This window comes from Caballeronia fortuita, assembly GCF_001544835.2.
GTDB lineage: Bacteria > Pseudomonadota > Gammaproteobacteria > Burkholderiales > Burkholderiaceae > Caballeronia > Caballeronia fortuita.
This window is the reverse complement of sequence record NZ_FCNX02000023.1, coordinates 1-24,780: the sequence shown is the minus strand read 5'-3', so window position 1 is coordinate 24,780 and position 24,780 is coordinate 1. Positions and strand designations below refer to the sequence as shown.

The window sequence follows — 24,780 nt, the reverse complement described above, 5'->3', positions numbered from 1 at the left end:
CGCAGGCCCTATAATTCGGCCTTTTGCGTCAACGGACTCTCTTACCCAGTGCCTGCTTCTTCCGAGACTCTGCTAGAGCTACGCGACGTCGATTTCGGCTACGGCGACCGGCTCGTTCTGTCGAACCTGAACATGCGCTTTACGCGCGGGCAGGTGGTCGCGGTCATGGGCGGCTCAGGCTGCGGCAAAACCACGACCCTGCGCCTCGTCGGCGGCCTCGTGAAGGCGAGCCGCGGCAAAGTCATGTTCGACGGGCAGGACGTCGGCGCGCAATCGCGGGACGGCCTGTACGCGTTGCGCCGCAAGATGGGCATGCTGTTTCAGTTCGGCGCGCTGTTCACGGACCAGACCGTGTTCGAGAACGTCGCGTTTCCGCTGCGCGAACACACTGATCTGCCCGAAGCGTTGATCCGCGATCTCGTGCTCATGAAGCTGAACGCGGTCGGTCTGCGCGGCGCGCGCGATCTCGCGCCGTCGGAGATTTCGGGCGGCATGGCGCGACGCGTGGCGCTCGCACGCGCCATCGCACTCGATCCGCAACTCATGATGTACGACGAGCCCTTCGCCGGTCTCGATCCCATCTCGCTCGGCATTACCGCGCAACTGATCCGCACGATCAACGACGCCCTCGGCGCGACTTCCATTCTCGTCACGCATGACGTGCCGGAGTCTTTCGCGATCGCGGACTACGTGTATTTCATCGCCAACGGCGGCATTCACGCCGAAGGCACGCCGGCGGAGTTGCGCGCGTCGCAGGATCCGACCGTGCGCCAGTTCATCGACGGGACGCCCGACGGCCCGTTCAAGTTCCACTACGCCAGTACGCCGCTCGCGGCCGATTTCGGCATCGGAGGGCAGGCATGATCAGCGCGATCGGACGCTGGGTGCTCGACGGTTTCGGCACCGCGGGTTACGCCACGCGCATGTTCCTGCGCCTCGTGGCGGAATTCTTCGCGCTGCTGCGCCGCCCGCGCCTCGTCACGAAACAGATCCACTTCGTCGGCAATTATTCGCTCGTCATCATCGCGGTGTCGGGCCTGTTCGTCGGCTTCGTGCTTGGCTTGCAGGGCTATTACACGCTGAGCCGCTACGGGTCGGAACAGGCGCTCGGCTTGCTAGTGGCGCTGTCGCTCGTGCGCGAACTCGGGCCGGTCGTCACGGCGCTGCTGTTCGCGGGGCGCGCGGGCACGTCGCTGACGGCGGAAATCGGCTTGATGAAGGCAGGCGAGCAACTGACGGCGATGGAAATGATGGCCGTCGATCCGCTCAAGGTGGTCGTCGCGCCGCGCATGTGGGCGGGCATCATCGCCATGCCGGTGCTGGCGGCCATTTTCAGTGCGGTGGGCATTCTCGGCGGCTATGTCGTCGGCGTGATGCTGATTGGCGTCGATCCGGGCGCGTTCTGGTCGCAGATGCAGGGCGGCGTGGACGTGTGGCGCGACGTCGGCAACGGTGTCATCAAGAGCATCGTGTTCGGCTTCGCGGTGACGTTCATCGCGTTGTTCCAGGGCTACGAGGCGAGACCGACGCCGGAAGGCGTGTCGCGCGCGACGACGAAAACCGTCGTCTACGCGTCGCTCGGCGTGCTCGGGCTCGATTTCCTGCTGACCGCACTGATGTTCAGCTAATGGACCAAGCGCAGGCGCCGGGCAAGGCGCGGGCGTTGTGAAGGGCACAGACCGTCACGCGCCATCTGCGAAAAGATTCTTTTGGAAAGACGATGAAAAAGACTGCTCTCGACTTTTGGGTCGGCCTCTTCGTGGTGCTCGGTTTCGTGGCGCTGCTGTTTCTCGCGCTGAAAGCGGGCAACATGAGCTCCCTGTCGTTCCAGCAAACCTACGCGGTGAAACTCAAGTTCGATAACATCGGCGGGCTGAAGGCGCGCGCGCCTGTCAAGAGCGCGGGCGTGACGGTCGGGCGCGTCGGCGGCATCGGCTTCGACGCGAACACGTACCAGGCCGTCGTCACGATCGATATCGACAAGCAGTACCAGTTCCCGAAAGACTCGTCGGCCAAGATTCTCACGTCGGGCTTGCTCGGCGAGCAATACATCGGCCTCGAGCCGGGCGGCGACGACCAGATGTTGAAGAACGGCGACACCATCACCATGACGCAATCGGCCGTGGTGCTCGAAAACCTGATCGGACAGTTCCTGTACAACAAGGCGGCGGATTCCGGCGCCTCGAAACCGTCGACAGCGCCGGCAGCGCCCGCACCGGCATTCCCGGGCGCGGCGAGCGCGATGGGCGCGTCGGGCGCGGCTCAATAAGGAGAGAAGCATGCAGGCGATGGGGATGCGGCGCGCAATCATCGTGGCAAGTGTCATGACGCTCGCCGGTTGCGCGACGGTAACGACGCCGACGAAAGGTGATCCGTTCGAGCGCTACAACCGGACGATGTTCACGATCAACGACACCGTCGATCAGTACGCGCTGAAGCCGGTCGCGAAGGGTTACGTGTGGGCGGTGCCGGAGCCGGTGCGCAACAGCGTGACCAACTTCTTCTCGAATATCGGCGACGTGTATATCGCCGCGAACAATCTGATGCAGTTGAAGATCGCGGACGGCGTGTCGGACATCATGCGCGTTGCGATCAACACGGTGTTCGGCGTCGGCGGCCTCTTCGACGTCGCGACGCTCGCGAAGCTGCCGAAGCACGCCGGCGATTTCGGCCTGACGCTCGGCCACTACGGTGTGCCGTCCGGTCCGTACGTCGTGCTGCCGCTGCTCGGGCCGAGCACGGTTCGGGATTCCGCGGGGCTCGTCGTCGACTATTTCGGCAATCCGCTCACGTACGTCAGCCCGGATTCGGTGAGCTGGGCGCTCTACGGCGTGAACCTCATCAACGTGCGCGCGAATCTGCTGGGCGCGACCGACGTCCTCGCCGATGCCGCGCTCGACAAGTATTCGTTCGTGCGCAACGCGTATCTGCAACGCCGTCAGTATCTGATCACCGGCGGCGACGGCAATGCGCCGGATTACGGTGAAGCGCCGCTGCCGAACTATGGCGACGATGGCGCGGAAGGCGCGCCGGCCAGTCCGTCCGCCACCACGCCCGCTTCGGGCACGGCCGCCGCGCCTGCTCCGGCAAGCGGCCCGAGCAATACGGTGCCGGGCAACCAGTATGTGCCACCGTCTGGCTTCCCTTCGTTCCGCTTGCGTTAAGCAGCGTTTCGCTAACGCGCGGTAACATATCAAACGACATTTCTTACGCTTTGGCTACCGTGCCGCCTGAACTCGATTCGGGCGGCACGCTCAAACCTAAGCCTCTACTTTTGCAGGGTCCGTGATGAAAAAACTTTTGCTTCTTCCCCTCTTCGCGATGTTCATGGCGATCTGCGGCGCGGCGTCGGCGCAAAGCGTCGACACCAGTTCCCCTGACGTGATGATCAAGACGGTCACGCAACAGGTCCTCGACGAGATCAAGTCGGACCAGAAGATCCAGTCGGGCGACATCAACAAGATCACTCAACTCGTCAACCAGAAGATCCTGCCGTACACGGACTTCACGCGCACGACGCGTCTCGTGATGGGCCGCAACTGGAACTCGGCGACGCCGGAGCAGCAGAAGCAGATCGTCGAGCAGTTCAAGATGCTCCTGATCCGCACGTATTCGGGCGCGCTCGCGCAAGTGCGTAACCAGACGGTTCAGTACAAGCCGTTCCGCGCGAATCCGGACGACACCGACGTCGTCGTTCGCTCGGTCGTGATGAACAATGGCTCGCCGGTCGAACTCGACTATCGTCTGTACAAGACGGCGCAAGGCTGGCGCGTGTACGACATCAACGTGCTCGGCGCATGGCTGATCCAGGCTTATCAGCAGCAGTTCAACGAGCAGATCTCGCAAAACGGCGTGGCCGGTCTGTTGCAGTTCCTGACGCAGCGTAACCAGCAACTCGCAAGCGGCAAGGCATCGTGAGCACGCTGGCTACCGGCGGCCGTTTCCAGACGGCCGCCACTCTGACCCACGAGAGCGCGAAGGCCGCGCTCGACGCGGGTTTGTCGCGCATCGCCGCGGGCGCGACAGAAGTCGATTGCGCGCCGCTCACGCAGTTCGATTCTTCCGCGCTCGCCGTGCTGCTCGCATGGCAACGCGCGGCATCCGCGCGCGGCGCCGCACTGGCCGTCGTCAATCTTCCTTCCGGGCTCGTCAGTCTTGCGCGAGCCTATGGCGTCGATACGCTCCTCTCGTTCCGACATTGATCCTGTTCTGACGACACACTCAGAACGCGGCAGCACACTTCGCTGCCGCAATCAGGATCGCTCCGAAGTCGGCCCCAGCCGCTTTGCCCTATAATCAAACGTTTTTTTCGGGTCCGCACCCGGCCCCTTTTGTCTGAGCCCGGGTCCGTTCGGCGAAATCCCGCACATTCGAGGCGCGGCCGGGCGAGGCGCGCGCACTGTCTACATGTCAGCCATAGAAATCCGAAACGTCCGCAAGCGCTACAAGGATCTTCAGGCGCTCAAGGGCGTGAGCCTCACCGTGGAAGAGGGCGAGTTCTTCGGCTTGCTCGGCCCAAACGGCGCGGGCAAAACCACGTTGATCAGCATCCTGGCGGGCCTCGCGCGCGCCGACAGCGGCACGATCTCCGTGCGCGGCCATGACGTCGTCAGCGACTTCCGGGCTGCGCGCCGCGCGCTCGGCGTCGTGCCGCAGGAACTCGTGTTCGACCCGTTCTTTACCGTGCGCGAGTCGCTGCGCATCCAGTCGGGCTATTTCGGCTTGCGCAACAACGATGACTGGATCGACGAGGTCATGGCCAATCTCGATCTCACCGAGAAAGCCGACGTCAACACGCGCGCGCTCTCGGGCGGGATGAAGCGCCGCGTGCTCGTCGCGCAGGCGCTGGTGCATCGGCCGCCGGTGATCGTCCTCGACGAGCCCACTGCCGGCGTCGATGTCGAACTGCGTCAGACGCTCTGGAAGTTCATCTCGCGCCTGAATCGCGAAGGTCACACCATCGTGCTGACGACGCACTATCTCGAAGAAGCCGAATCGCTGTGTCACCGTCTCGCGATGCTTCGTCGCGGTGAGGTCGTCGCGCTCGAGCGAACGAGCACGCTGCTTCAGCGTTTCTCGGGCATGCAACTGTATCTGCGTTTGTCGAACGGCGCGTTGCCGGCGGAGTTGCGCGCGCTCGAAGTCGATCCGCACGCGGTGACGGGTGCGCAGCATCTGCTACGCCTCACGAGCTACGACGACGTCGAGCCGATTCTCGCGAAATGCCGCGCAGCCGGCTGCACGTTCGATGAGATCGAAGTGCGCAAGGCGGATCTGGAAGACGTGTTCGTGCAGGTGATGAACGAGCCGGAAGTGGTCGAGGGACTTTCATGAGCGGTTTCCAGACGTTGTTCTATAAGGAGCTGCTGCGCTTCTGGAAGGTTTCGTTTCAGACGGTGCTCGCGCCGGTCGTGACGGCGCTCCTGTATCTGACCATTTTCGGTCATGCGCTGTCGGGGCACGTGCAGGTGTATCCGGGCGTCGGCTATACGAGCTTCCTCGTGCCGGGCCTCGTCATGATGAGCGTGCTGCAGAACGCGTTCGCGAACAGTTCGTCGTCGTTGATTCAATCGAAGATCACGGGCAATCTGGTGTTCGTGCTGCTGCCGCCGATCGCGCATTGGGAAATGTTCTTCGCGTATGTGCTGGCGTCGGTCGTGCGCGGCTTGTGCGTGGGTTTCGGCGTGTTCGTCGTGACGATCTGGTTCATCCCGATGTCGTTTTCCGCGCCGCTTTACATCATCGCCTTCGCGATTCTCGGTTCGGGCATTCTCGGCACGCTGGGCCTGATCGCGGGCATCTGGGCCGACAAGTTCGACCAGCTCGCGGCGTTCCAGAATTTCCTCATCATGCCGCTCACGTTTCTCTCCGGCGTGTTCTACTCGACGCATACGCTGCCGCCCGTATGGCGCGCGGTGTCGCATCTGAATCCGTTCTTCTACATGATCGACGGTTTCCGCTACGGATTTTTCGGCCTGTCCGACGTCAACCCGCTGCTGAGTCTCGGCATCGTCGGCGGATTCCTGGCCGTGCTGGCGTTGATCGCCGTGCGACTGCTCGCAAGCGGCTACAAGCTGCGTCACTAATTCACAAGGAGACTTCCACCATGTTGCCGACTCCGGAGCAGGTGAAGGATTACATCGCCAAAGGTCTTGCCTGCCAGCATCTCGAAGTGGAAGGCGACGGCCAGCATTTCTTCGCGACCATCGTGAGCGACGCATTCGTCGGCAAGCGGCTGATCGCGCGTCATCAACTGGTTTATGCGGCGCTCGGCGAGCGCATGAAACAGGAGATTCATGCGCTCAGCATGAAGACCCTGACCCCCGACGAGTGGAAACCGGCCTGAGTCCACCCGGCGAAGCCAATCAGGTCATACGACTCAACCCAAGCAACACCGGCATCACCGGAAAGACAAAGGCAGTAGATAGTGCGATTCATTCAAGATAACCGCGGCGCCGAAAGCGGCACCGCAGGCAGCTCGGTCGAAGGACAAGCCATGGATAAACTGGTCATCACGGGAGGCGCGAAGCTCTCCGGCGAAATCACCGTTTCGGGTGCGAAGAACGCGGCGCTGCCGATTCTCTGCGCGAGCCTTCTCACCGCCGACGACGTCCATCTGTCGAACGTGCCGAATCTCCAGGACGTTCGCACGATGGTCAAGCTGCTGCGGCAGATGGGCGTGCAGTCCGAAGTGTCCGGCGACGGCCGCGTGAACCTGAACGCGTCGAAGGTCGACAAGCTCGTCGCGCCGTACGAAATGGTCAAGACGATGCGCGCGTCGATTCTCGTGCTCGGTCCGCTCGTCGCGCGTTTCGGCGAGGCGAAGGTGTCGCTGCCCGGCGGCTGCGCGATCGGCGCGCGTCCGGTCGATCAGCACATCAAGGGCCTGCAGGCGATGGGCGCCGAGATCAACATCGAGCACGGCTTCATCGAAGCGCGCGCGAAGCGTCTGAAGGGCGCGCGCATCATCACCGACATGATCACCGTCACCGGCACCGAGAACCTGCTGATGGCGGCGGTGCTGTCCGAAGGCGAGACGGTCATCGAGAACGCGGCGCGCGAACCGGAAGTGAGCGACCTTGCGCACCTGCTCGTGAAGATGGGCGCGAAGATCGACGGCATCGGCACGGATCGTCTCGTGATTCAGGGCGTCGACAAACTGCACGGCGCGAAGCACGACGTCGTGCCGGATCGTATCGAAGCGGGCACGTTCCTGTGCGCGGTCGCGGCCGCCGGCGGCGATGTCACGCTGCGTCGGGTAAGTTCGCATCTGCTCGACGCTGTCACGGCGAAGCTGCGCGAAGCGGGCGTGACCATCGAGGAAGGCGACGACTGGATGCGCGTGCGCATGGCGAAGCGCGCCGACGCCGTGAACATCCGCACGTCGGAATATCCGGCGTTCCCGACCGACATGCAGGCGCAGTTCATGGCGCTGAACTCGATCGCGAACGGCACCTCGCAGGTCGTCGAGACGATCTTCGAGAACCGCTTCATGCACGTGCAGGAACTGAATCGCCTGGGCGCGCGCATTACGATCGACGGCAACACGGCGCTCGTCGCGGGCGTCGAAAAGCTGTCCGGCGCGAAGGTCATGGCGACCGATCTGCGCGCGTCGGCGAGTCTCGTGATCGCGGCGATGTGCGCAGACGGCGAAACGCTGATCGACCGCATCTATCACCTGGATCGCGGCTACGACCGCATGGAATCGAAGCTGACGGCGGTCGGCGCGAACGTGCGCCGCATCAAGGGCAGCGGGAGCGAGCAATGAGTTCTCTGCCGCAGACGTCGTCGTCGGTGGGGCCGAGCGCGCCGCTGACGCTCGCGCTGTCGAAAGGGCGTATCTTCGAGGAAACGCTGCCGCTGCTCGCCGCCGCCGGCGTGCAGGTGGCCGAAGATCCGGAAAGCTCGCGCAAGCTGATTCTTCCGACCACGAACCCGAACCTGCGCGTGATCATCGTGCGCGCGACCGATGTGCCGACCTACGTCGAATACGGCGCGGCGGACTTCGGCGTCGCGGGCAAGGACGTGCTGATCGAGCACGGCGGCAGCGGTCTGTATCAGCCGATCGATCTCGATATCGCGCGTTGCCGGATGTCGGTCGCGGTGAAGAACGGTTTCGATTACGCGAGCGCCGTGCGCCAGGGCGCGCGGTTGAAGGTGGCGACGAAGTACACCGAAACCGCGCGTCAGCATTTCGCGGCGAAGGGCGTGCATGTCGACCTGATCAAGCTGTACGGTTCGATGGAACTCGCGCCGCTCGTCGGTCTCGCGGATGCGATCGTCGATCTGGTCAGTTCGGGCGGCACGCTGCGCGCGAACAATCTCGTCGAAGTGGAAGAGATCATGCAGATTTCGTCGCGGCTCGTCGTGAATCAGGCGGCGCTCAAGCTCAAGCGCGCGGCGCTCAAGCCTTACCTCGACGCCTTCGAACGGGCGACTGCGGCAACAGGAAATTAGGCGAGCCGTACGACGCGGCGCGCCACAGCAAAACGGAAAACCAGCATGTCTATCAAGATTCGCAAACTCGATTCCAGCACCGATGGTTTTCACAAGGCGCTGCGTGCGGTCCTCGCCTTCGAAGCAAGCGAGGATGAAGCGATCGAGCGCTCGGTCGCGCAGATTCTCGCGGACGTGAAGGCGCGCGGCGACGACGCCGTGCTCGAATACACCAACAGGTTCGATCGGCTGAAGGCGCACAGCGTCGCGGCGCTCGAACTGCCGCTCTCCGAAATGGAAGCCGCGCTCGAAGGGCTCGAGCCGAAGCGCCGCGCGGCGCTCGAAGCGGCGGCTGCGCGCGTGCGCGGTTATCACGAGAAACAGCGCATCGAATGCGGCAGCCATAGCTGGCAATACACGGAGGCCGACGGCACCGTGCTCGGTCAGAAGGTCATGCCGCTCGATCGCGCGGGCATTTACGTGCCGGGCGGCAAGGCGGCGTATCCATCGTCGGTGTTGATGAACGCGATTCCGGCGCGCGTCGCGGGCGTGAAGGAAATCGTGATGGTCGTGCCGACGCCCGATGGCGTGAAGAATCCGCTCGTGCTTGCGGCGGCGCTGCTCGGCGGTGTGGATCGCGTGTTCACGATCGGCGGCGCGCAGGCTATCGGCGCGCTCGCGTACGGCACGCAGAGCGTTCCGGCCGTCGACAAGATTTGCGGCCCGGGCAACGCGTATGTCGCGTCGGCCAAGCGGCGCGTGTTCGGCACGGTCGGCATCGACATGATCGCGGGGCCGTCCGAAATTCTCGTGATCTGCGACGCCACCACCGATCCGCGCTGGGTCGCGATGGACCTTTTCTCGCAGGCCGAGCACGACGAACTCGCGCAATCCATTCTGCTGTGCCCGGACGATCACTTCATCCAGCGCGTGGAAGACGCGATCGTCGAGATGCTGCCGTCGATGCCGCGCCGCGATGTCATCCAGCGTTCGCTCGAAGATCGCGGCGCGCTCATCAAGGTGAAGGACATGAACGAAGCGTGCGCGATCGCGAACGAGATCGCGCCGGAGCATCTGGAAATCTCGGCGCTCGATCCGCATCAGTGGGCCGCGCAGATTCACAACGCGGGCGCCATGTTCCTCGGCCGCTACACGAGCGAAAGCCTCGGCGATTACTGCGCGGGCCCGAACCACGTGCTGCCGACTTCGCGCACGGCGCGCTTCTCGTCGCCGCTTGGCGTGTATGACTTCATGAAGCGTTCGAGCGTGATCGAAGTCAGCGCGGAAGGCGCGCAGACCCTCGGCGAGATCGCGGCGGAGCTCGCGTACGGCGAAGGCCTGCAGGCGCACGCGAAGAGCGCCGAATATCGAATGAAAAACATCGGCTGAGCCGGATCGAACGAGGCGGCCTGAGAGCCGCCATTCAAAACCGGCGAGAGAGCGCCGGGACAACATGACGACATCACAAGACATCATCCGCCCCGACATCCTCGCGATGACGAGCTATCCCGTGCCCGATTCCACGGGCCTCATCAAGCTCGACGCGATGGAAAATCCCTACAGCTTGCCCGCCGATCTCGCGAAAGCATTGGGCGAGCATCTCGCGGGCGTCGCGCTGAACCGCTATCCGGCGCCGCGTCCGGCCGCGCTGATCGCGAAGATCAAGCGCACGATGAACGTGCCCGACACCTGCGACGTGCTGCTCGGCAACGGCTCGGACGAACTCATCAGCATGATGTCGGTCGCGTGCGCGAAGCCAGGCGCGAAGGTCGTCGCGCCCGTGCCGGGCTTCGTGATGTACGAGATGTCGGCCAGGTTCGCGCATCTGGAGTTCGTCGGCGTGCCGCTGAAGCCGGATTTCACGCTCGACGCCGACGCGCTCATCGCCGCCATCGGCGAACACGCGCCCGCGCTCGTGTACCTTGCGTATCCGAACAATCCGACCGGTACGCTCTACGACGACGCGGACATCGAGCGCGTGATCGCCGCGTCGAAGAAGAGTCTCGTCGTGATCGACGAGGCGTATCAGCCGTTCGCCGAAAAGACGTGGATGCCGCGCGCGGCGGAATTCGACAATGTCGTCGTGATGCGTACGGTCTCGAAGCTCGGACTCGCGGGCATCCGTCTCGGTTACATGGCGGGGCGGCCCGCGTGGATCACGCAATTCGACAAGGTGCGCCCGCCATACAACATCAACGTTCTGACGCAGGCGACCGCCGAATTTCTGCTCGATCATCTGGACGTGCTCGACGCGCAAGCCGCCGAACTGCGCGCGCAACGCACGAAGCTCGCGCGCGAAGTCGCCGCACTTCCCGGCATGACGGTTTTTCCGAGCGCGGGTAATTTCCTGCTCGTGCGCGTGCCGGACGCCGCCGTTGCTTTCGAAACCCTTCTGACTTCGCGGGTTTTGATAAAAAACGTGGGTAAAATGCATCCGTTGCTGGCTAATTGCGTGCGTTTGACCGTCGGCTCGGCAGAAGAGAACGCGCACATGATCGCCGCGCTCAAAAAGCTCCCCACTCTCGATTAAGTCTCAAGGAATCACCATGCGCATTGCGGAAGTCGTTCGCAACACCAGCGAAACGCAGATCCGTGTGAAGCTCGATCTGGACGGCACCGGCAAGCAGAAGCTCGCCACGGGCGTCCCGTTCCTCGATCACATGCTCGATCAGATCGCCCGTCATGGGCTCATCGATCTCGACATCGAAGCGCATGGCGACCTCCATATCGACGATCACCATACCGTCGAAGATACCGGCATCACGCTGGGCATGGCCATCGCGAAGGCGATCGGCGACCGCAAGGGCATTCGTCGCTACGGGCATTCGTACGTGCCGCTCGACGAAGCGCTCTCGCGCGTCGTGATCGATTTTTCGGGGCGTCCGGGTCTGGAGTTCCATGTGCCGTTTACGCGTGCGCGCATCGGCACGTTCGACGTCGATCTGACCATCGAATTTTTCCGCGGCTTCGTGAATCACGCGGGCGTGACGCTGCATATCGACAATCTGCGCGGCATCAACGCGCATCATCAGGTCGAAACCGTGTTCAAGGCGTTCGGCCGCGCGCTGCGCATGGCGTGCGAAGTGGATGAACGCGCGGCGGGACAGATTCCGTCGACCAAGGGCAGTCTCTGATCGACTCACGCCGCTTCGGCGCGCGTGCGTCGAAAACACGATGGATCTGTTCAAGTCGTTCATATCGTTGCTCGCGCTGATCAATCCGATCGGCGCCATACCGTTTTTTCTCAGTCTTACCCAGCAGCAATCGGACATCGAGAGACGCAACACGATTCGCGTCGCGTCGATTTCGGTGTTCTGCGTGATCGCGGTGACGGCGCTGCTCGGGCAGCAGATCATCGCGTTCTTCGGCATTTCGGTCGGCTCGTTCGAAGTGGGCGGCGGCATCATCATGCTGCTCATGGCGATCAGCATGTTGAACGCGCAGGTCGGCAACGCGCGCTCGACGCCGGAAGAACGCATGGAAGCGGAAGAGCGCAACAGCATCGCGGTCGTGCCGCTCGCGATTCCGCTGCTCACCGGCCCTGGCTCGATCAGCACGGTGATCGTCTATGCTGCCAGTGCGCAGCATTGGTACGACCGCTTCGGGCTCGTCGTGCTGGGCGCGATCATCGCGGGGTTGTGCTTCGGCGCGCTGAATCTCGCCGAGCCGATCGCGCGCGTGGTCGGACGCACGGGAATCAATATCGGCACGCGTCTCATGGGTTTGATGTTGTCCGCGTTGGCGGTGGAGTTCATCGTCAATGGGTTGAAGGCCTTGATGCCATCTTTGAAATGAATACTTCGATTGCGATTGTTGATTACGGAATGGGCAACCTGCGCTCGGTGTATCAGGCGCTGAAAAAGGCTGCACCCGAAGCGAACGTGGCGATCGTCGATCAGCCGCAAGGCATCCACGCGGCGGATCGCATCGTGCTGCCGGGTCAGGGCGCGATGCGCGACTGTATGGGACATCTTGCCGAATCCGGCCTGCAGGAAGCGGTGATGCAGGCGGCGCGCGACAAGCCGATGCTCGGCGTGTGCGTCGGCGAGCAGATGCTGTTCGACTGGAGCGAAGAGGGCGACACGAAGGGCCTCGGGCTCTTGCCCGGCAAAGTGGTGCGCTTCCAGCTCGACGGTCTCTTGCAGGACGACGGCTCGCGCTTCAAGGTGCCGCAAATGGGCTGGAACCGCGTTCGTCAGGCGCAGGACCATCCGCTCTGGGACGGCGTCGCGGACGGCGCGTTCTTCTACTTCGTGCACAGCTACTACGTGGTGCCGGACGATCCGGCGCACACCTCCGGCGAAACCGTGTACGGCGGCGCATTTACGTCGGCGGTGGCGCGGGACAATATCTTCGCGACGCAGTTTCACCCGGAGAAGAGCGCGGACGCGGGTTTGCGCCTCTATCGCAATTTCGTGCACTGGAACCCGTGAAATGCCGCGCCCGCTAGCGTTTTCGCTGATTACTACGGGCGCATGACCGTTGCAAGACTTGTACTACACTAGCGAGACGGCCCGCGACACAGGCACGAAAGACCGCACGTGCGCCGTTTTGATCAACTCCACCCAGAAAATACGCGATACCTATGCTGCTCATTCCGGCCATCGATCTTAAGGACGGTCAGTGCGTGCGCCTCAAGCAGGGCGATATGGACCAGGCGACCATTTTTTCAGAGGATCCGGCGGCCATGGCCCGACATTGGGTCGATCGCGGCGCGCGGCGTTTGCATCTGGTCGACCTGAACGGCGCGTTCGCCGGCAAACCGCGCAACGGCGATGCGATCCGTGCGATTCTCGACGAAGTCGGCAGCCAGATTCCCGTGCAACTGGGCGGCGGCATCCGCGATCTGGAAACCATCGAGCGCTATCTGGACGACGGCCTGTCGTACATCATCATCGGCACGGCGGCGGTGAAGAATCCGGGCTTCCTGCAGGACGCGTGCAGCGCGTTCGGCGGCCACATCATCGTCGGGCTGGACGCAAAGGACGGCAAGGTCGCCACCGACGGCTGGAGCAAGCTCACCGGTCACGAAGTCGTCGATCTCGCGCAAAAGTTCGAGGACTACGGCTGCGAATCGATCATCTACACCGACATCGGCCGCGACGGGATGCTTCAGGGCATCAACATCGACGCGACCGTGCGCCTCGCGCAAGCGGTGAAAATTCCGGTGATCGCGAGCGGCGGGTTGTCGAGCATCGCGGACATCGAATCGCTCTGCGAGGTCGAGGACGAAGGCATCGAAGGCGTGATCTGCGGCCGCGCGATCTACTCCGGCGATCTCGATTTCAAGGCCGCCCAGACGCGCGCCGACGCACTGCGCGAGGCCGACGGCGCCTGACACGCTTGAGCGCGAGCACATCGAGCAGCACTCCGGGCGGCCGCGACGCCGCCCTTATCCCGTAAGTGGCAAGAATATGGCTCTCGCAAAACGCATCATTCCCTGTCTCGACGTGACCGCGGGCCGCGTCGTCAAAGGGGTCAACTTCCTCGAGTTGCGCGACGCGGGCGATCCTGTCGAAATCGCGCGCCGCTACGACGATCAGGGCGCCGACGAACTCACGTTCCTCGACATCACCGCAACCTCCGATCAGCGCGACCTCATTCTGCCGATCATTGAGTCGGTGGCGTCGCAGGTGTTCATTCCGCTGACCGTCGGCGGCGGCGTGCGCGCGGTCGAAGACGTGCGGCGACTGCTCAACGCGGGCGCGGACAAGATCAGCATGAATTCGTCGGCGGTGGCGAATCCGCAACTCGTGCGCGACGCGTCGGACAAGCACGGCTCGCAATGCATCGTCGTCGCAATCGACGCGAAGCGCGTGTCGGGCGAAGGCGAAGCGCCGCGCTGGGAAGTCTTCACGCACGGCGGCCGCAAGGCGACGGGCATCGACGCGGTCGAATGGGCGCGCAAGATGGCCGAATACGGCGCGGGCGAAATCCTGCTCACCAGCATGGATCGCGACGGCACGAAAGCCGGCTTCGATCTCGCGTTGACGCGGGCCGTGTCGGACGCGGTGCCGGTGCCGGTGATCGCGTCGGGCGGCGTCGGGTCGTTGCAGCATCTGGCCGATGGCATCGTCGAAGGTCATGCGGACGCGGTGCTCGCCGCGAGCATCTTCCACTACGGCGAGCACACGGTCGGCGAAGCGAAGCGCTTCATGGCCGACCACGGCATTTCGGTGAGGACGTAAGCGGTGAGCGATCAGATGACCTGGCTCGACAAGGTGAAGTGGGACGCGAACGGCCTCGTGCCCGTGATCGCGCAGGAAGCGTCGACCAACGACGTGCTCATGTTCGCGTGGATGAATCGCGAGGCGCTCGCGAAAACCATCGAATTGAAGCGCGCGGTGTACTTTTCGCGCTCGCGGCAGCGTCTGTGGTTCAAAGGCGAAGAATCGGGTCACGTGCAGCACGTGCACGACGTGCGCCTCGATTGCGACGAAGACGTCGTGCTGCTCAAGGTCGAGCAGGTGTCGGGCATCGCGTGCCACACTGGCCGCCATTCGTGTTTTTTCCAGAAATTCGAGGGCACGGCGGATGACGGCGAGTGGGTTGCCGTCGAGCCGGTCCTGAAAGACCCAGAAAGCATCTACAAATGACGCAAGCCAATACGCTGGACACGCTTCTGCGCCTCGCCGCCGTCATCGACAGCCGCAAGGGCGGAGATCCGGAACAATCCTACGTCTCCCGACTCTTTCATAAGGGCGACGATGCGGTCCTGAAGAAGATCGGTGAGGAAGCGACGGAAGTCGTGCTCGCCGCGAAGGACGCGCGTCACGGCGGCGCGCCAAAGGCGCTCGTCGGTGAAGTCGCCGACCTGTGGTTTCATTGTCTCGTGATGCTGTCGCATTTCGACCTGAGCCCCGCCGACGTCGTCGCGGAACTGGAACGCCGCGAAGGTTTATCGGGTATCGAGGAGAAAGCGCTGCGCAAGTCGCGCGAGCGCGAGCAGAACGGCGGCTGACGAGCATTTCGCATCCGCGAAGGAGGGCAAGCATGAACCGGCAGTACGAACCGTATCCGCCACCCGTGGTACAGGACTCGGCCGACCCGCGCAACATGCGCACGTTCACGCATATCCTGTATGCGCTGTACGCGCTTTACTGGTTGACGGGCGGGCTGACCGGCCTCGTCGCCATCATCCTGAATTACATCAAGCGCAGTGACGCTGCCGGCACGCCGTACGAGGATCACTTCACCTGGCAGATCCGCACGTTCTGGATTTCGCTGCTCGGGCATGTCGTCGGCTTCGCATTGATCTGGGTCGTCGGGCTCGGCTTTCTGATCATCGGCGCGGCCTGGATCTGGACGCTCTATCGGATCATCAAGGGCTGGCTCTTCCTCTACGAGAACAAGGCGATCGAACCCCGCGCGTGGTTCTGATCACATCCGTCAACGAAATCCGGCAACTTCATGAGTCAAGACAACTGCATTTTCTGCAAGATCGCTTCCGGGGAACTGCCGAGCACGAAGGTGTACGAAGACGATGAGTTCGTCGCCTTCAACGACATCAATCCCGCCGCGCCGGTGCATGTGTTGGTGATTCCCCGGAAGCATATTGAAACACTTTCCCACTGCACAGAAAGTGACGTTCCGCTACTTGGTAGAATGGTGAGTCTCGTCGGACGGTTGGCGAAAGATCTCGGTGTTGCTTACACGGGAGGCGAAACCGGATTTCGCACGGTAATCAATACCGGTCCGGGTGGCGGGCAAGAGGTGTATCACATTCACGCGCATTTGTTGGCCGGCGAGCGCCCGTGGCGCCGAATGGGTTAACGCCGCGATTATTGTCGGCGTTTTCCTTTCCAATGAAATATTGGGCGAGCAAAATCGATAGTTGACGCTGAGGCGAATTGCCTCGGTCGCGGCCGCGAGGCCGAACGTCCGGCCCGGTATTCACGTCGGGGCGGAATCACGGAGAGTTTTCATTCATGGGTTCGTTTAGCATTTGGCATTGGTTGATCGTTCTGCTGATCGTGGCACTCGTGTTCGGCACGAAGAAGCTGCGCAACATCGGCGGCGATCTGGGCGGCGCGGTCAAGGGCTTCAAGGACGGCATGCGCGAGAACGACACGGCGGCGAATCCGGCCGATCAGCGCGAACTGCCGCGCAATGGCGCCGTCGATGTCGAAGCGAAGGACAAGTCGCGTTCGGGCGACTACCGCTAATCCGTCCCGCCGAGGGTAACCTTCCACTTCTCGTTCAATGCTCGATCTTGGTCTGACCAAAATGGCGGTCATCGGCGTCGTTGCGCTGGTGGTCCTCGGGCCGGAGCGTCTGCCCGGCGTCGCCCGTACGGCGGGCGCGCTTTTCGGGCGCGCGCAGCGCTACATCAACGACGTCAAATCGGAAGTTGCGCGCGAAATGGAGCTCGACGAGCTCAAGAAAATGCGCACCGAGTTCGAGAACGCGGCGTCGAATGTCGAATCGTCGATTCACGACACGCTCAAGCGCCACGAATCCGAACTGAACGACGCCTGGAAAGAGGGCACATCGGTCGCGCCGAGCATCGCCGGCGGCGCGGATGAAGCGGCGGACAGTGCCGCTTCGGACAAGCCCTGGGCCACTTCGTACTCGTCGACGTCGACGTCGACCCGGCGCAAGAACTGGCGCGTGAAGCAGGCCGCGATTCCCAACTGGTACAAGCGCACGACCTCGCGTCGCACGCGGGTTCAATCGGGTGCGGCGCGCGTCGCTCGCCATACGCCCGCCACCCTGCGCCGGCAGACGAAGTTCTTTTGAGCGAGCCGCGTTTCCTTCATCTGATTTCTACCGAGGGCCGGCGTGAGCGACCCGCAACATACTAAAGAAGAGCCCGTCGAAGAGACGTTCATTTCGCATCTTGTCGAACTGCGCGACCGCATCATCCGCGCGGGCGCTTCGGTCATCGTGGTGTTCATTGCGCTGGTTTATTGGGCGCCGGACATCTTCAAGCTGCTGGCGCGTCCGCTGATGCAGAACCTGCCCGCCGACGGCAAGATGATCGTCACCGACGTCACCGGCTCGTTCTTCGTGCCGATGAAAGTGACGATGCTCGTCGCCTTCGTGATCGCGCTCCCGTTCGTGCTGTACCAGGTCTGGGCGTTCGTCGCGCCGGGCTTGTACCAGCATGAGAAGAAGCTTGTCGGGCCGCTCGTTTTCAGCAGTTACACGCTTTTTCTGTGCGGAATGGCGTTCGCGTACTTCGTCGTGTTCCCGACGATTTTCCGCGTCATGGCGCACTACAACGCGCCGCTCGGCGCGGAGATGACGACGGATATCGACAACTACCTGAGCTTCGTGCTGACGATGTTCATCGCGTTCGGCGTGACGTTCGAAGTACCGATCGTCGTCGTGCTGCTCGCGCGCATGGGCGTCGTGTCGATCCAGAAGCTCAAGCAGATTCGCCCTTACGTGATCGTCGGCGCGTTCATCATTTCGGCGGTCGTGACGCCGCCCGATGTCTTCTCGCAACTGATTCTCGCGATTCCGCTCGTCATTCTGTACGAGGCGGGCATCATCGCGGCGCGGCTCGTGATCGGCAAGGATCAGATCAAGACCGAGGAGCCGGCGGCGGAATAAGTGCGGCGTATCGTCGCATGCGCGGATGTCTCACGGACATGAAAAAGGCAGCTTCGATCACTCGAAGCTGCCTTTTTTTTCGTGCGTGCCGCGGTTATTCGTCGCCTTGATCGCCCTGATCTTCGTCGGGCATCTGCGGTGCGCGCGGCGGCGCGGGGCGTTTGCCGATCATCACGTTGACGTCCAGCTCCTTGTTCTTGCGCATCAGGTGAACCTTCACCGACGTGCCCGGCTTGATCTGCGCGACGACGTTGAGCAGACGCGTGGTGTCGGTGATTGTGTCGTCGTTGATCGACACGAGGATGTCGCCCGGCTTGATGCCCGCCTTGTCCGCGGGGCCGCCTTGCAGCACGCCCGCGACGATCGCGCCGGATTTCTGATCCAGCCCGAACGATTCGGCGATCTCCGGCGTCACATCCTGCGGCTCCACACCGATCCAGCCGCGCGTCACGCTGCCCGTCGTGATGATGCTCTCGAGCACGCTGCGCGCGGTCGACACGGGAATCGCGAAGCCGATGCCGAGCGAGCCGCCGCTGCGCGAGTAGATCGCCGTGTTGATGCCGAGCAGGTTGCCATTGACGTCGACGAGCGCTCCGCCCGAATTGCCGGGGTTGATGGCGGCATCGGTCTGGATGAAGTTCTCGAACGTGTTGATGCCAAGGTGATTGCGACCGAGCGCGCTGACGATGCCCATCGTGACCGTCTGACCGACGCCGAACGGATTGCCGATCGCAAGCACGACATCGCCGACGCGCGTCTGATCCATGCGCCCGAGCGTGATCGACGGGAGATTGGTCATGTTGATCTTCAGCACGGCCAGGTCGGTTTCCGGATCGACGCCGATCACCTTCGCGCTTGACGTGCGACCATCTGCGAGAGCGACTTCGATTTGATCCGCTCCGTCGACGACATGCTGGTTCGTTAGAATGTAACCTTCCGAGCTGACGATGACACCTGAGCCGAGATTCGAGGCCGGCGGCTCGTCGCTCTTGCGTTTGTTCTTGTCGCCGAAGAAGTAGCGGAAAAGCGGGTCTTTGGCACGCGGATCGGGCGGCAGATTGCCGTCCTTGCTGGAGAACACGTTCACGACGGCTGGCATCGCCTTTTGCGCGCCTTCCGAATAGGACGATTGAACGGGGCGCGAGCCGATGCTCGGCGCCACTTCCTGCAACGCGACGATCGGCTCGGCAAGCTGCTTGCCGAATTGACCCTGACGTTGAAGCCACTGCGGTTTCAAGGTCGCGATGATGAACATCAGGGCCAAAAGCACGGTGACCGCTTGGGCAAAAAATAGCCAGAAGCGTCTAAGCATTTGAAGGGATAGAGGATTTCATGGATCGGATCGAACTCGAATTGTATCTGAACAATCTGCTGGAAATCGGCCGCTTCAAGGACTATTGCCCGAACGGTCTGCAGGTTGAAGGCGCGCGCCGCGTGCAGAAGATTGCGACCGGCGTGACGGCCTCGCAAGCCTTTCTCGACGCCGCTCTGGAGTGGGGCGCGGACACCGTGCTCGTGCATCACGGCTACTTCTGGCGCAACGAGGCGCCGCAGATCACCGGGCGCAAGTATCGGCGGCTGCGCACGCTGATCGCGAACGACATCAATCTCTTCGCCTATCACCTTCCGCTCGACTCGCATCCGGAGTTCGGCAACAACGCGCAGATCGGCGCGCGACTCGGGCTGATCGCGGATGCGCGTTTCGGCGATCAGGATCTCGGCTGGGTGGCGACGCTCGCGATGCCGCTATCGCTCGAGCACTTCAGCGCGATGGTCGAGAACGCGCTCGGCAGAAAGCCGCTCGTCTTCGGCGATACGAACAGGGAGTTGCGGCGCGTGGCGTGGTGCACGGGCGGCGCGCAGGGCTATTTCGAGAACGCCATCGCGGCGGGCGCGGACGTGTATCTGAGCGGCGAAGTTTCGGAGCAGACGATGCACATTGCGGCGGAATCGGGTGTGGCATATATCTCGGCCGGTCATCACGCGACGGAGCGTTATGGCGTGCAGGCAGTGGGCGCGCATCTGTCGGAGCAATTCGATATCGAGCATCTTTTTATCGATATCGATAATCCCGTTTAATGGCCGATTAAGCTGTGAGCGCGATTATGTGCGCTTGCAGTAGGCTTAAATGAACGCTTCACGATCTTGCGCGCAAAACGTCGGGAAAACCCTGAAGCATCAATCACTTCGAGTGATTTTTGCTAGTCAGGCCTTGTAAATGCCAACTCCATTCGCGCACACTAGCGGCGAACGACTGATGTGACGGTATAAATCCAACTCAGAAGTGGGGCGTGTGATGCGAGACAAGGATGAAAAACGCGTCGACGGCGGCCGCCGTACCTGGCTGATTACGACGACCGCAGTGGGTGGTGTGGGCGCTGTGGCAACCGTGGTTCCTTTTGTGGGTTCGTTTGCTCCATCGGAGAAGGCCAAGGCGGCGGGCGCGCCCGTCGAGGTCGATATCAGCGGACTCAAGCCAGGCGAAATGATGACGGTCGCCTGGCGCGGCAAACCGGTGTGGATCGTGAACCGCACCGACGAGATGCTGGCCGACGTCAAGAAGGCCGACAACGAAGTCGCCGACCCGAAGTCCAAGATGGAATTCTCGATGCCGTTGCCGGAATACTGCAACAACGAGTTCCGGTCGCGCGCGGATCACAAGAACATTCTCGTGGCGGTCGCCGTGTGCACGCATCTCGGCTGTACGCCGACGCCGCGCTTCCAGGAGGGTCCCCAACCCAATCTCCCCGATAACTGGCCGGGCGGTTTCCTCTGCCCGTGCCACGGCTCGACCTACGACATGGCCGGCCGCGTCTTCAAGAACAAGCCCGCGCCGCAGAACCTGGACATTCCTCCGTTCATGTTCACTTCCGCGACGCAACTCGTGATCGGCAAGGACGAAAAGGGAGAGGCGTAAATGGCGACCGCAGACAAGGAAGTAGAGACAACGGGCTTGACCGGTTGGATCGACCGCCGGTTTCCGCTGACCTCGACCTGGAAGAAGCACGTTTCCGAGTACTACGCGCCGAAGAACTTCAACTTCTGGTACTTCTTCGGCTCGCTCGCGTTGCTGGTGCTGGTGAATCAGATCGTCACCGGCATCTTCCTCACGATGAACTACAAGCCCGATGCGACGCTCGCGTTCGCGTCGGTCGAGTACATCATGCGCGAGGTTCCGTGGGGCTGGCTCATTCGATACATGCACTCCACAGGCGCGTCGATGTTCTTCGTCGTCGTCTATCTGCACATGTTCCGCGGGCTGATGTACGGGTCGTATCGCAAGCCGCGCGAGCTCGTGTGGATTTTCGGCTGCGCGATCTTCCTGTGTCTCATGGCCGAAGCGTTCTTCGGCTATCTGCTGCCTTGGGGGCAGATGTCGTTCTGGGGCGCGCAGGTGATCGTGAACCTGTTCTCGGCGATTCCGTTCATCGGTCCTGATCTGTCGTTGTGGATTCGCGGCGACTATGTGGTGTCCGATGTCACGCTCAACCGCTTCTTCGCGTTCCACGTGATCGCGATTCCGCTCGTGCTGATCGGACTTGTCGTCGCGCATCTGGTCGCGTTGCATGAGGTTGGATCGAATAATCCGGACGGCGTCGAAATCAAGGCGAAGAAGGACGCCAACGGCATTCCGCTCGACGGCATTCCGTTTCATCCGTACTACTCGGTGCACGACTTTATGGGCGTGTGCGTGTTTCTGCTGATCTTCGCGGCGATCATCTTCTTCGCGCCGGAAATGGGCGGCTACTTCCTCGAAGCAAATAACTTCGTGCCGGCCAATCCGCTGCAGACGCCGCCGGAGATCGCGCCGGTGTGGTACTTCACGGCGTTCTACGCAATGCTTCGCGCCACGACGGACCCGTTCAAGATCGTGCTGATGATCGTGATCGCGCTGCTCGGCCTGCTGGCGTTGCTGAAGGCGCGCGGAAAATGGAAGCTCGGCCTGCCGGTGCTCGCGGTGCTCGTGCTGGTCTTCATGGCGCTGACGGAGTCGAAGTTCTGGGGCGTGGTCGTGATGGGCACCGCGGTCGTGTCGCTCTTCTTTCTGCCGTGGCTGGATCGCAGTCCGGTGAAGTCGATCCGTTATCGGCCGCTCTTCCATAAGGTCTTCTATGCGATCTTCGTCCTGGCGTTTCTGATGCTCGGCTTTTTGGGCACGCGACCGCCATCGCCGGCCGCGACGCTAATCGCGCAGATCTGCGCGCTGATCTATTTCGCGTTTTTCCTCGGCATGCCTTTCTGGACACCGCGCGGCAGATTCAAGAAGCCGCCTGAGCGCGTGCACTACAAACCTCATTGAGCGCACGTCCGGAGACGAATACGATGAAAAAATGGCTCTCTACAATAGCGATGATCGGCGCGGCGCTGCTCGCGTTCGGCGCGGCGCCGGCGTTCGCGCAGGAAGAAGCGGTGCTGGATCGCGCCCCTGACGGATCGGACAATCTCGCGTCTTTGCAGCACGGCGCTCAAGTTTTTGTAAACTACTGTCTGAACTGCCATAGCGCGACGCTGATGCGGTACAACCGGTTGGCCGATCTCGGCATCAGCGAGAAGCAGATTCAGGAGAATCTGCTCTTCACGACGGACAAGGTCGGCAACACGATGTCCATCGCCATGCGCCCGGAAGACGCGAAAGCGTGGTTCGGCGCATCGCCGCCGGATTTGTCGGTTGAGGCGCGGGCGCGTGGCAAGGACTGGCTGTACACGTACTTGCGGAGTTTTTACCGCGATCCGGCGCGTCCGACCGGCTGGAACAACCGCGTTTATGAAAATGTCGGCATGCCGCACGTGCTGTGGACGCTTCAAGGCATCCGCGATGCGAAGTTCGAGACCGATACGGACGAAAAGACCGGTGAAAAGGTAAGAAGATTCGTCGGTTACACTCAGGTAACGCCTGGTGCGATGTCGTCCGTGGATTATGATTCAACTGTGGCCGATCTGGTTTCGTACATGTCGTGGATGGCGGAACCTGCGCAGCAGACGCGCAAGCGGCTCGGCGTCTGGGTCCTGCTGTTCCTGGCGCTCCTGAGTTTTCTCGCGTGGCGCCTGAACGCGGCATACTGGAAAGATATCAAATAGCGCGCCTTCGAAGGCGTGGGTCGGCGCGACGGCGTTTTCCGCGAGGGAACGCCGCGGCCGGCCCTTCGAGTTTACTGAAGGAACTTTAAAAACATGATGGTTCTGTATTCCGGCACTACTTGCCCCTTCTCCCAGCGCTGCCGGCTGGTGTTGTTCGAGAAGGGCATGGATTTCGAGATTCGCGACGTTGACCTGTTCAACAAGCCGGAAGACATCGCGGTGATGAACCCTTACGGACAGGTGCCGATTCTCGTCGAACGCGACCTGATCCTGTACGAGTCGAATATCATCAACGAATACATCGACGAGCGTTTCCCGCACCCGCAACTGATGCCGGCAGATCCCGTGCAGCGCGCCCGCGCGCGGCTGTTCCTGCTGAACTTCGAGAAGGAATTGTTCGTTCACGTCGGCACGCTCGAGAACGAGAAGGGCAAGGCGGCGGAGAAGAACCACGAGAAGGCGCGCAGCGCGATCCGCGATCGCCTCACGCAGCTCGCGCCCATCTTCCTGAAGAACAAGTACATGCTGGGCGAAGAATTTTCGATGCTCGACGTCGCGATCGCGCCGCTGCTGTGGCGTCTGGATCACTATGGCATCGAACTGTCGAAGAACGCAGCACCGTTGATGAAGTACGCCGAGCGGATTTTCAGCCGCCCGGCTTATATTGAAGCGCTGACGCCTTCCGAAAAGGTGATGCGTCGATAGTTTGAGTGCGTTGGGACGCGGCGGCGCGGGTTTCGCGCGGCCGTATTCCGACAGAGGAAAGTTGATGCAAGAGATTTCCACCAAGCCGTATTTGTTGCGTGCGCTCTACGAGTGGTGCACTGACAACGGTTTTACGCCTCACATCGCCGTGCGGGTAGATGCGGCTACGCGCGTGCCGCGCCAGTTCGTCCGCAACGACGAAATCGTGTTGAACATCAGCTTCGAGGCGACGAGCCAGCTGCAGATGGGCAACGAGTGGATTGAGTTCAGCGCGCGGTTCTCCGGCAAGTCGCACAAGATCGAAGTTCAGGTCGCCAACGTGCTCGCGATTTATGCACGCGAGAACGGGCAAGGGATGGCGTTCCCGGTCGAGCAATCGCATTCGGGAGCGGAGTTGACGAGTCCCCAGGCCGGGGCGCGATCGGCTGAGCGCGAGGCACGGCAGATCGAAGAGGCCGCCGGTGCGCACGCGGATTCCGCGGCGAAAGACGAGTCGCAAGCATCCGCGGACGATGAAGCGGCCAAATCGGCGGCGAGGACTCACCTCAAAGTCGTTAAATGAAGTAGAATCTTGCTCTTCGCCGGCTTAGCTCATCTGGTAGAGCAGTTGATTTGTAATCATCAGGTGGCGGGTTCGAGTCCTGCAGCCGGCACCAAGATTTATGTCGACGGGTCGTGCGATGTCCGCACGGCCCGTTTGTTTTAGGTCGATAGGATGAGTAGGCCGAGTCAATAGGAACGTTCCAAATTCTTGTTGACACGAACCGAAGCGGTGTTCATAATCTCGTTTCTCTGCTGCTGATGCAGCGACGCAAGACGGTGGTTGGGTTTGACGGTCTTGCGATGTGCTCTTTAAAAACTAACAGCCGATAAGTGTGGGCGCTTGATGGCGAGTGCGGCTGCAGTGCTTAGGTGCTGCGGCAATAGCAAAAGTATCAAGAGTCTCACACGAAGTATCAGAGGAAGGTTTTTGTCTTAGGACAATAATCATCGTCAGTACGT

At 62.0% G+C, this 24,780-nt stretch carries 32 protein-coding genes and 1 tRNA gene; 32 read left to right on the top strand and 1 reads right to left on the bottom strand.

Annotation, left to right across the window (positions count from 1 at the left end; translation table 11 throughout):
* Positions 1–48 precede the first annotated feature (48 nt).
* The 25 genes from AWB77_RS31275 to tatC all read left to right on the top strand — a co-directional run bounded on the left by AWB77_RS31275 (position 49) and on the right by tatC (position 17,994).
* Complete coding sequence (locus AWB77_RS31275; RefSeq protein ID WP_061138358.1) at positions 49–864, top strand: ABC transporter ATP-binding protein; 816 nt, start codon at positions 49–51, stop codon at positions 862–864.
* Positions 861–1,628, top strand: a complete 768-nt coding sequence (gene mlaE, locus AWB77_RS31270; protein ID WP_061138357.1) for a lipid asymmetry maintenance ABC transporter permease subunit MlaE — start codon at positions 861–863, stop codon at positions 1,626–1,628. Before AWB77_RS31275 ends, mlaE begins: the two co-directional genes overlap by 4 nt.
* 92 nt (positions 1,629–1,720) lie before the next feature.
* Positions 1,721–2,269, top strand: coding sequence for an outer membrane lipid asymmetry maintenance protein MlaD (gene mlaD / locus AWB77_RS31265; RefSeq protein WP_061138356.1), 549 nt, complete (start codon positions 1,721–1,723; stop codon positions 2,267–2,269).
* A gap of 10 nt (positions 2,270–2,279) precedes the next feature.
* Positions 2,280–3,164, top strand: a complete 885-nt coding sequence (locus tag AWB77_RS31260) for an MlaA family lipoprotein (protein WP_061138355.1) — start codon at positions 2,280–2,282, stop codon at positions 3,162–3,164.
* A 124-nt stretch (positions 3,165–3,288) separates the two neighbouring features.
* Positions 3,289–3,918, top strand: a complete 630-nt coding sequence (locus tag AWB77_RS31255) for an MlaC/ttg2D family ABC transporter substrate-binding protein (RefSeq protein WP_061138354.1) — start codon at positions 3,289–3,291, stop codon at positions 3,916–3,918.
* Entirely contained in the window at positions 3,915–4,202 is a 288-nt protein-coding gene (locus AWB77_RS31250; protein ID WP_061138353.1) for an STAS domain-containing protein, read from the top strand. Before AWB77_RS31255 ends, AWB77_RS31250 begins: the two co-directional genes overlap by 4 nt.
* Positions 4,203–4,407: 205 nt before the next feature.
* Complete coding sequence (locus AWB77_RS31245; RefSeq protein WP_061138352.1) at positions 4,408–5,334, top strand: ABC transporter ATP-binding protein; 927 nt, start codon at positions 4,408–4,410, stop codon at positions 5,332–5,334.
* Positions 5,331–6,086 (top strand): ABC transporter permease, encoded by a 756-nt coding sequence (locus AWB77_RS31240; protein ID WP_061138351.1) that lies wholly within the window; start codon positions 5,331–5,333, stop codon positions 6,084–6,086. The genes AWB77_RS31245 and AWB77_RS31240 overlap by 4 nt, the downstream gene beginning before the upstream one ends.
* Positions 6,087–6,106: 20 nt before the next feature.
* Positions 6,107–6,346: a BolA family protein gene (locus tag AWB77_RS31235; protein WP_061138350.1), complete on the top strand. Its 240-nt coding sequence runs from the start codon at positions 6,107–6,109 to the stop codon at positions 6,344–6,346.
* 150 nt (positions 6,347–6,496) lie between these two features.
* Positions 6,497–7,768, top strand: a complete 1,272-nt coding sequence (gene murA / locus AWB77_RS31230) for a UDP-N-acetylglucosamine 1-carboxyvinyltransferase (RefSeq protein ID WP_061138403.1) — start codon at positions 6,497–6,499, stop codon at positions 7,766–7,768.
* A complete protein-coding gene (gene hisG, locus AWB77_RS31225) occupies positions 7,765–8,457 on the top strand; it encodes an ATP phosphoribosyltransferase (RefSeq protein WP_061138349.1) in 693 nt (230 codons plus the stop codon). The genes murA and hisG overlap by 4 nt, the downstream gene beginning before the upstream one ends.
* Before the next feature lie 45 nt (positions 8,458–8,502).
* A complete protein-coding gene (hisD, locus tag AWB77_RS31220) occupies positions 8,503–9,825 on the top strand; it encodes a histidinol dehydrogenase (RefSeq protein ID WP_061138348.1) in 1,323 nt (440 codons plus the stop codon).
* A 64-nt stretch (positions 9,826–9,889) separates the two neighbouring features.
* The gene (gene hisC / locus AWB77_RS31215) at positions 9,890–10,966 is read left to right on the top strand and encodes a histidinol-phosphate transaminase (protein WP_061138347.1); all 1,077 of its coding nucleotides are present in this window, start codon (positions 9,890–9,892) and stop codon (positions 10,964–10,966) included.
* Between the two features lie 16 nt (positions 10,967–10,982).
* Positions 10,983–11,570: an imidazoleglycerol-phosphate dehydratase HisB gene (hisB, locus tag AWB77_RS31210; protein WP_008344136.1), complete on the top strand. Its 588-nt coding sequence runs from the start codon at positions 10,983–10,985 to the stop codon at positions 11,568–11,570.
* Between the two features lie 40 nt (positions 11,571–11,610).
* Complete coding sequence (locus AWB77_RS31205; RefSeq protein WP_061138346.1) at positions 11,611–12,231, top strand: YchE family NAAT transporter; 621 nt, start codon at positions 11,611–11,613, stop codon at positions 12,229–12,231.
* Entirely contained in the window at positions 12,228–12,869 is a 642-nt protein-coding gene (gene hisH / locus AWB77_RS31200) for an imidazole glycerol phosphate synthase subunit HisH (RefSeq protein WP_061138345.1), read from the top strand. Before AWB77_RS31205 ends, hisH begins: the two co-directional genes overlap by 4 nt.
* Before the next feature lie 152 nt (positions 12,870–13,021).
* The gene (hisA, locus tag AWB77_RS31195) at positions 13,022–13,774 is read left to right on the top strand and encodes a 1-(5-phosphoribosyl)-5-[(5-phosphoribosylamino)methylideneamino]imidazole-4-carboxamide isomerase (protein WP_061138344.1); all 753 of its coding nucleotides are present in this window, start codon (positions 13,022–13,024) and stop codon (positions 13,772–13,774) included.
* 76 nt (positions 13,775–13,850) lie between these two features.
* On the top strand, positions 13,851–14,624 hold the full coding sequence (hisF, locus tag AWB77_RS31190; RefSeq protein ID WP_061138343.1) for an imidazole glycerol phosphate synthase subunit HisF: 774 nt from the start codon (positions 13,851–13,853) through the stop codon (positions 14,622–14,624).
* Between the two features lie 15 nt (positions 14,625–14,639).
* Entirely contained in the window at positions 14,640–15,032 is a 393-nt protein-coding gene (gene hisI / locus AWB77_RS31185) for a phosphoribosyl-AMP cyclohydrolase (protein ID WP_096031215.1), read from the top strand.
* Complete coding sequence (locus tag AWB77_RS31180) at positions 15,029–15,397, top strand: phosphoribosyl-ATP diphosphatase (RefSeq protein WP_061138341.1); 369 nt, start codon at positions 15,029–15,031, stop codon at positions 15,395–15,397. Before hisI ends, AWB77_RS31180 begins: the two co-directional genes overlap by 4 nt.
* 32 nt (positions 15,398–15,429) lie before the next feature.
* Positions 15,430–15,816, top strand: coding sequence for a DUF4870 family protein (locus AWB77_RS31175; RefSeq protein ID WP_061138340.1), 387 nt, complete (start codon positions 15,430–15,432; stop codon positions 15,814–15,816).
* A gap of 30 nt (positions 15,817–15,846) precedes the next feature.
* A complete protein-coding gene (locus AWB77_RS31170; protein ID WP_061138339.1) occupies positions 15,847–16,209 on the top strand; it encodes a histidine triad nucleotide-binding protein in 363 nt (120 codons plus the stop codon).
* A 155-nt stretch (positions 16,210–16,364) separates the two neighbouring features.
* On the top strand, positions 16,365–16,601 hold the full coding sequence (gene tatA / locus AWB77_RS31165; protein WP_061138338.1) for a Sec-independent protein translocase subunit TatA: 237 nt from the start codon (positions 16,365–16,367) through the stop codon (positions 16,599–16,601).
* Between the two features lie 37 nt (positions 16,602–16,638).
* A complete protein-coding gene (gene tatB, locus AWB77_RS31160) occupies positions 16,639–17,175 on the top strand; it encodes a Sec-independent protein translocase protein TatB (protein ID WP_061138337.1) in 537 nt (178 codons plus the stop codon).
* 42 nt (positions 17,176–17,217) lie between these two features.
* Positions 17,218–17,994, top strand: coding sequence for a twin-arginine translocase subunit TatC (gene tatC / locus AWB77_RS31155; protein ID WP_061138336.1), 777 nt, complete (start codon positions 17,218–17,220; stop codon positions 17,992–17,994).
* Positions 17,995–18,088: 94 nt separating this feature from the next.
* On the opposite strand, the gene AWB77_RS31150 is transcribed toward tatC, so the two are convergent.
* Positions 18,089–19,306: a S1C family serine protease gene (locus AWB77_RS31150; protein ID WP_061138335.1), complete on the bottom strand. Its 1,218-nt coding sequence runs from the start codon at positions 19,304–19,306 to the stop codon at positions 18,089–18,091.
* 20 nt (positions 19,307–19,326) lie between these two features.
* Here AWB77_RS31150 and AWB77_RS31145 point away from each other — a divergent pair, with 20 nt between their 5' ends.
* From AWB77_RS31145 to AWB77_RS31115, 7 genes are all read left to right on the top strand, one after another.
* The gene (locus AWB77_RS31145; protein WP_061138334.1) at positions 19,327–20,073 is read left to right on the top strand and encodes a Nif3-like dinuclear metal center hexameric protein; all 747 of its coding nucleotides are present in this window, start codon (positions 19,327–19,329) and stop codon (positions 20,071–20,073) included.
* A gap of 217 nt (positions 20,074–20,290) precedes the next feature.
* Positions 20,291–20,911 (top strand): ubiquinol-cytochrome c reductase iron-sulfur subunit, encoded by a 621-nt coding sequence (gene petA, locus AWB77_RS31140; RefSeq protein WP_061138333.1) that lies wholly within the window; start codon positions 20,291–20,293, stop codon positions 20,909–20,911.
* Positions 20,912–22,294: a cytochrome b gene (locus AWB77_RS31135; RefSeq protein WP_061138332.1), complete on the top strand. Its 1,383-nt coding sequence runs from the start codon at positions 20,912–20,914 to the stop codon at positions 22,292–22,294.
* 23 nt (positions 22,295–22,317) lie between these two features.
* The gene (locus AWB77_RS31130; RefSeq protein WP_061138402.1) at positions 22,318–23,073 is read left to right on the top strand and encodes a cytochrome c1; all 756 of its coding nucleotides are present in this window, start codon (positions 22,318–22,320) and stop codon (positions 23,071–23,073) included.
* A gap of 93 nt (positions 23,074–23,166) precedes the next feature.
* Positions 23,167–23,778, top strand: a complete 612-nt coding sequence (locus AWB77_RS31125; RefSeq protein ID WP_008344155.1) for a glutathione S-transferase N-terminal domain-containing protein — start codon at positions 23,167–23,169, stop codon at positions 23,776–23,778.
* A gap of 64 nt (positions 23,779–23,842) precedes the next feature.
* Positions 23,843–24,340, top strand: coding sequence for a ClpXP protease specificity-enhancing factor (locus AWB77_RS31120; protein ID WP_061138331.1), 498 nt, complete (start codon positions 23,843–23,845; stop codon positions 24,338–24,340).
* 18 nt (positions 24,341–24,358) lie between these two features.
* Positions 24,359–24,434 (top strand) — tRNA-Thr (locus AWB77_RS31115).
* Positions 24,435–24,780 lie beyond the last annotated feature (346 nt).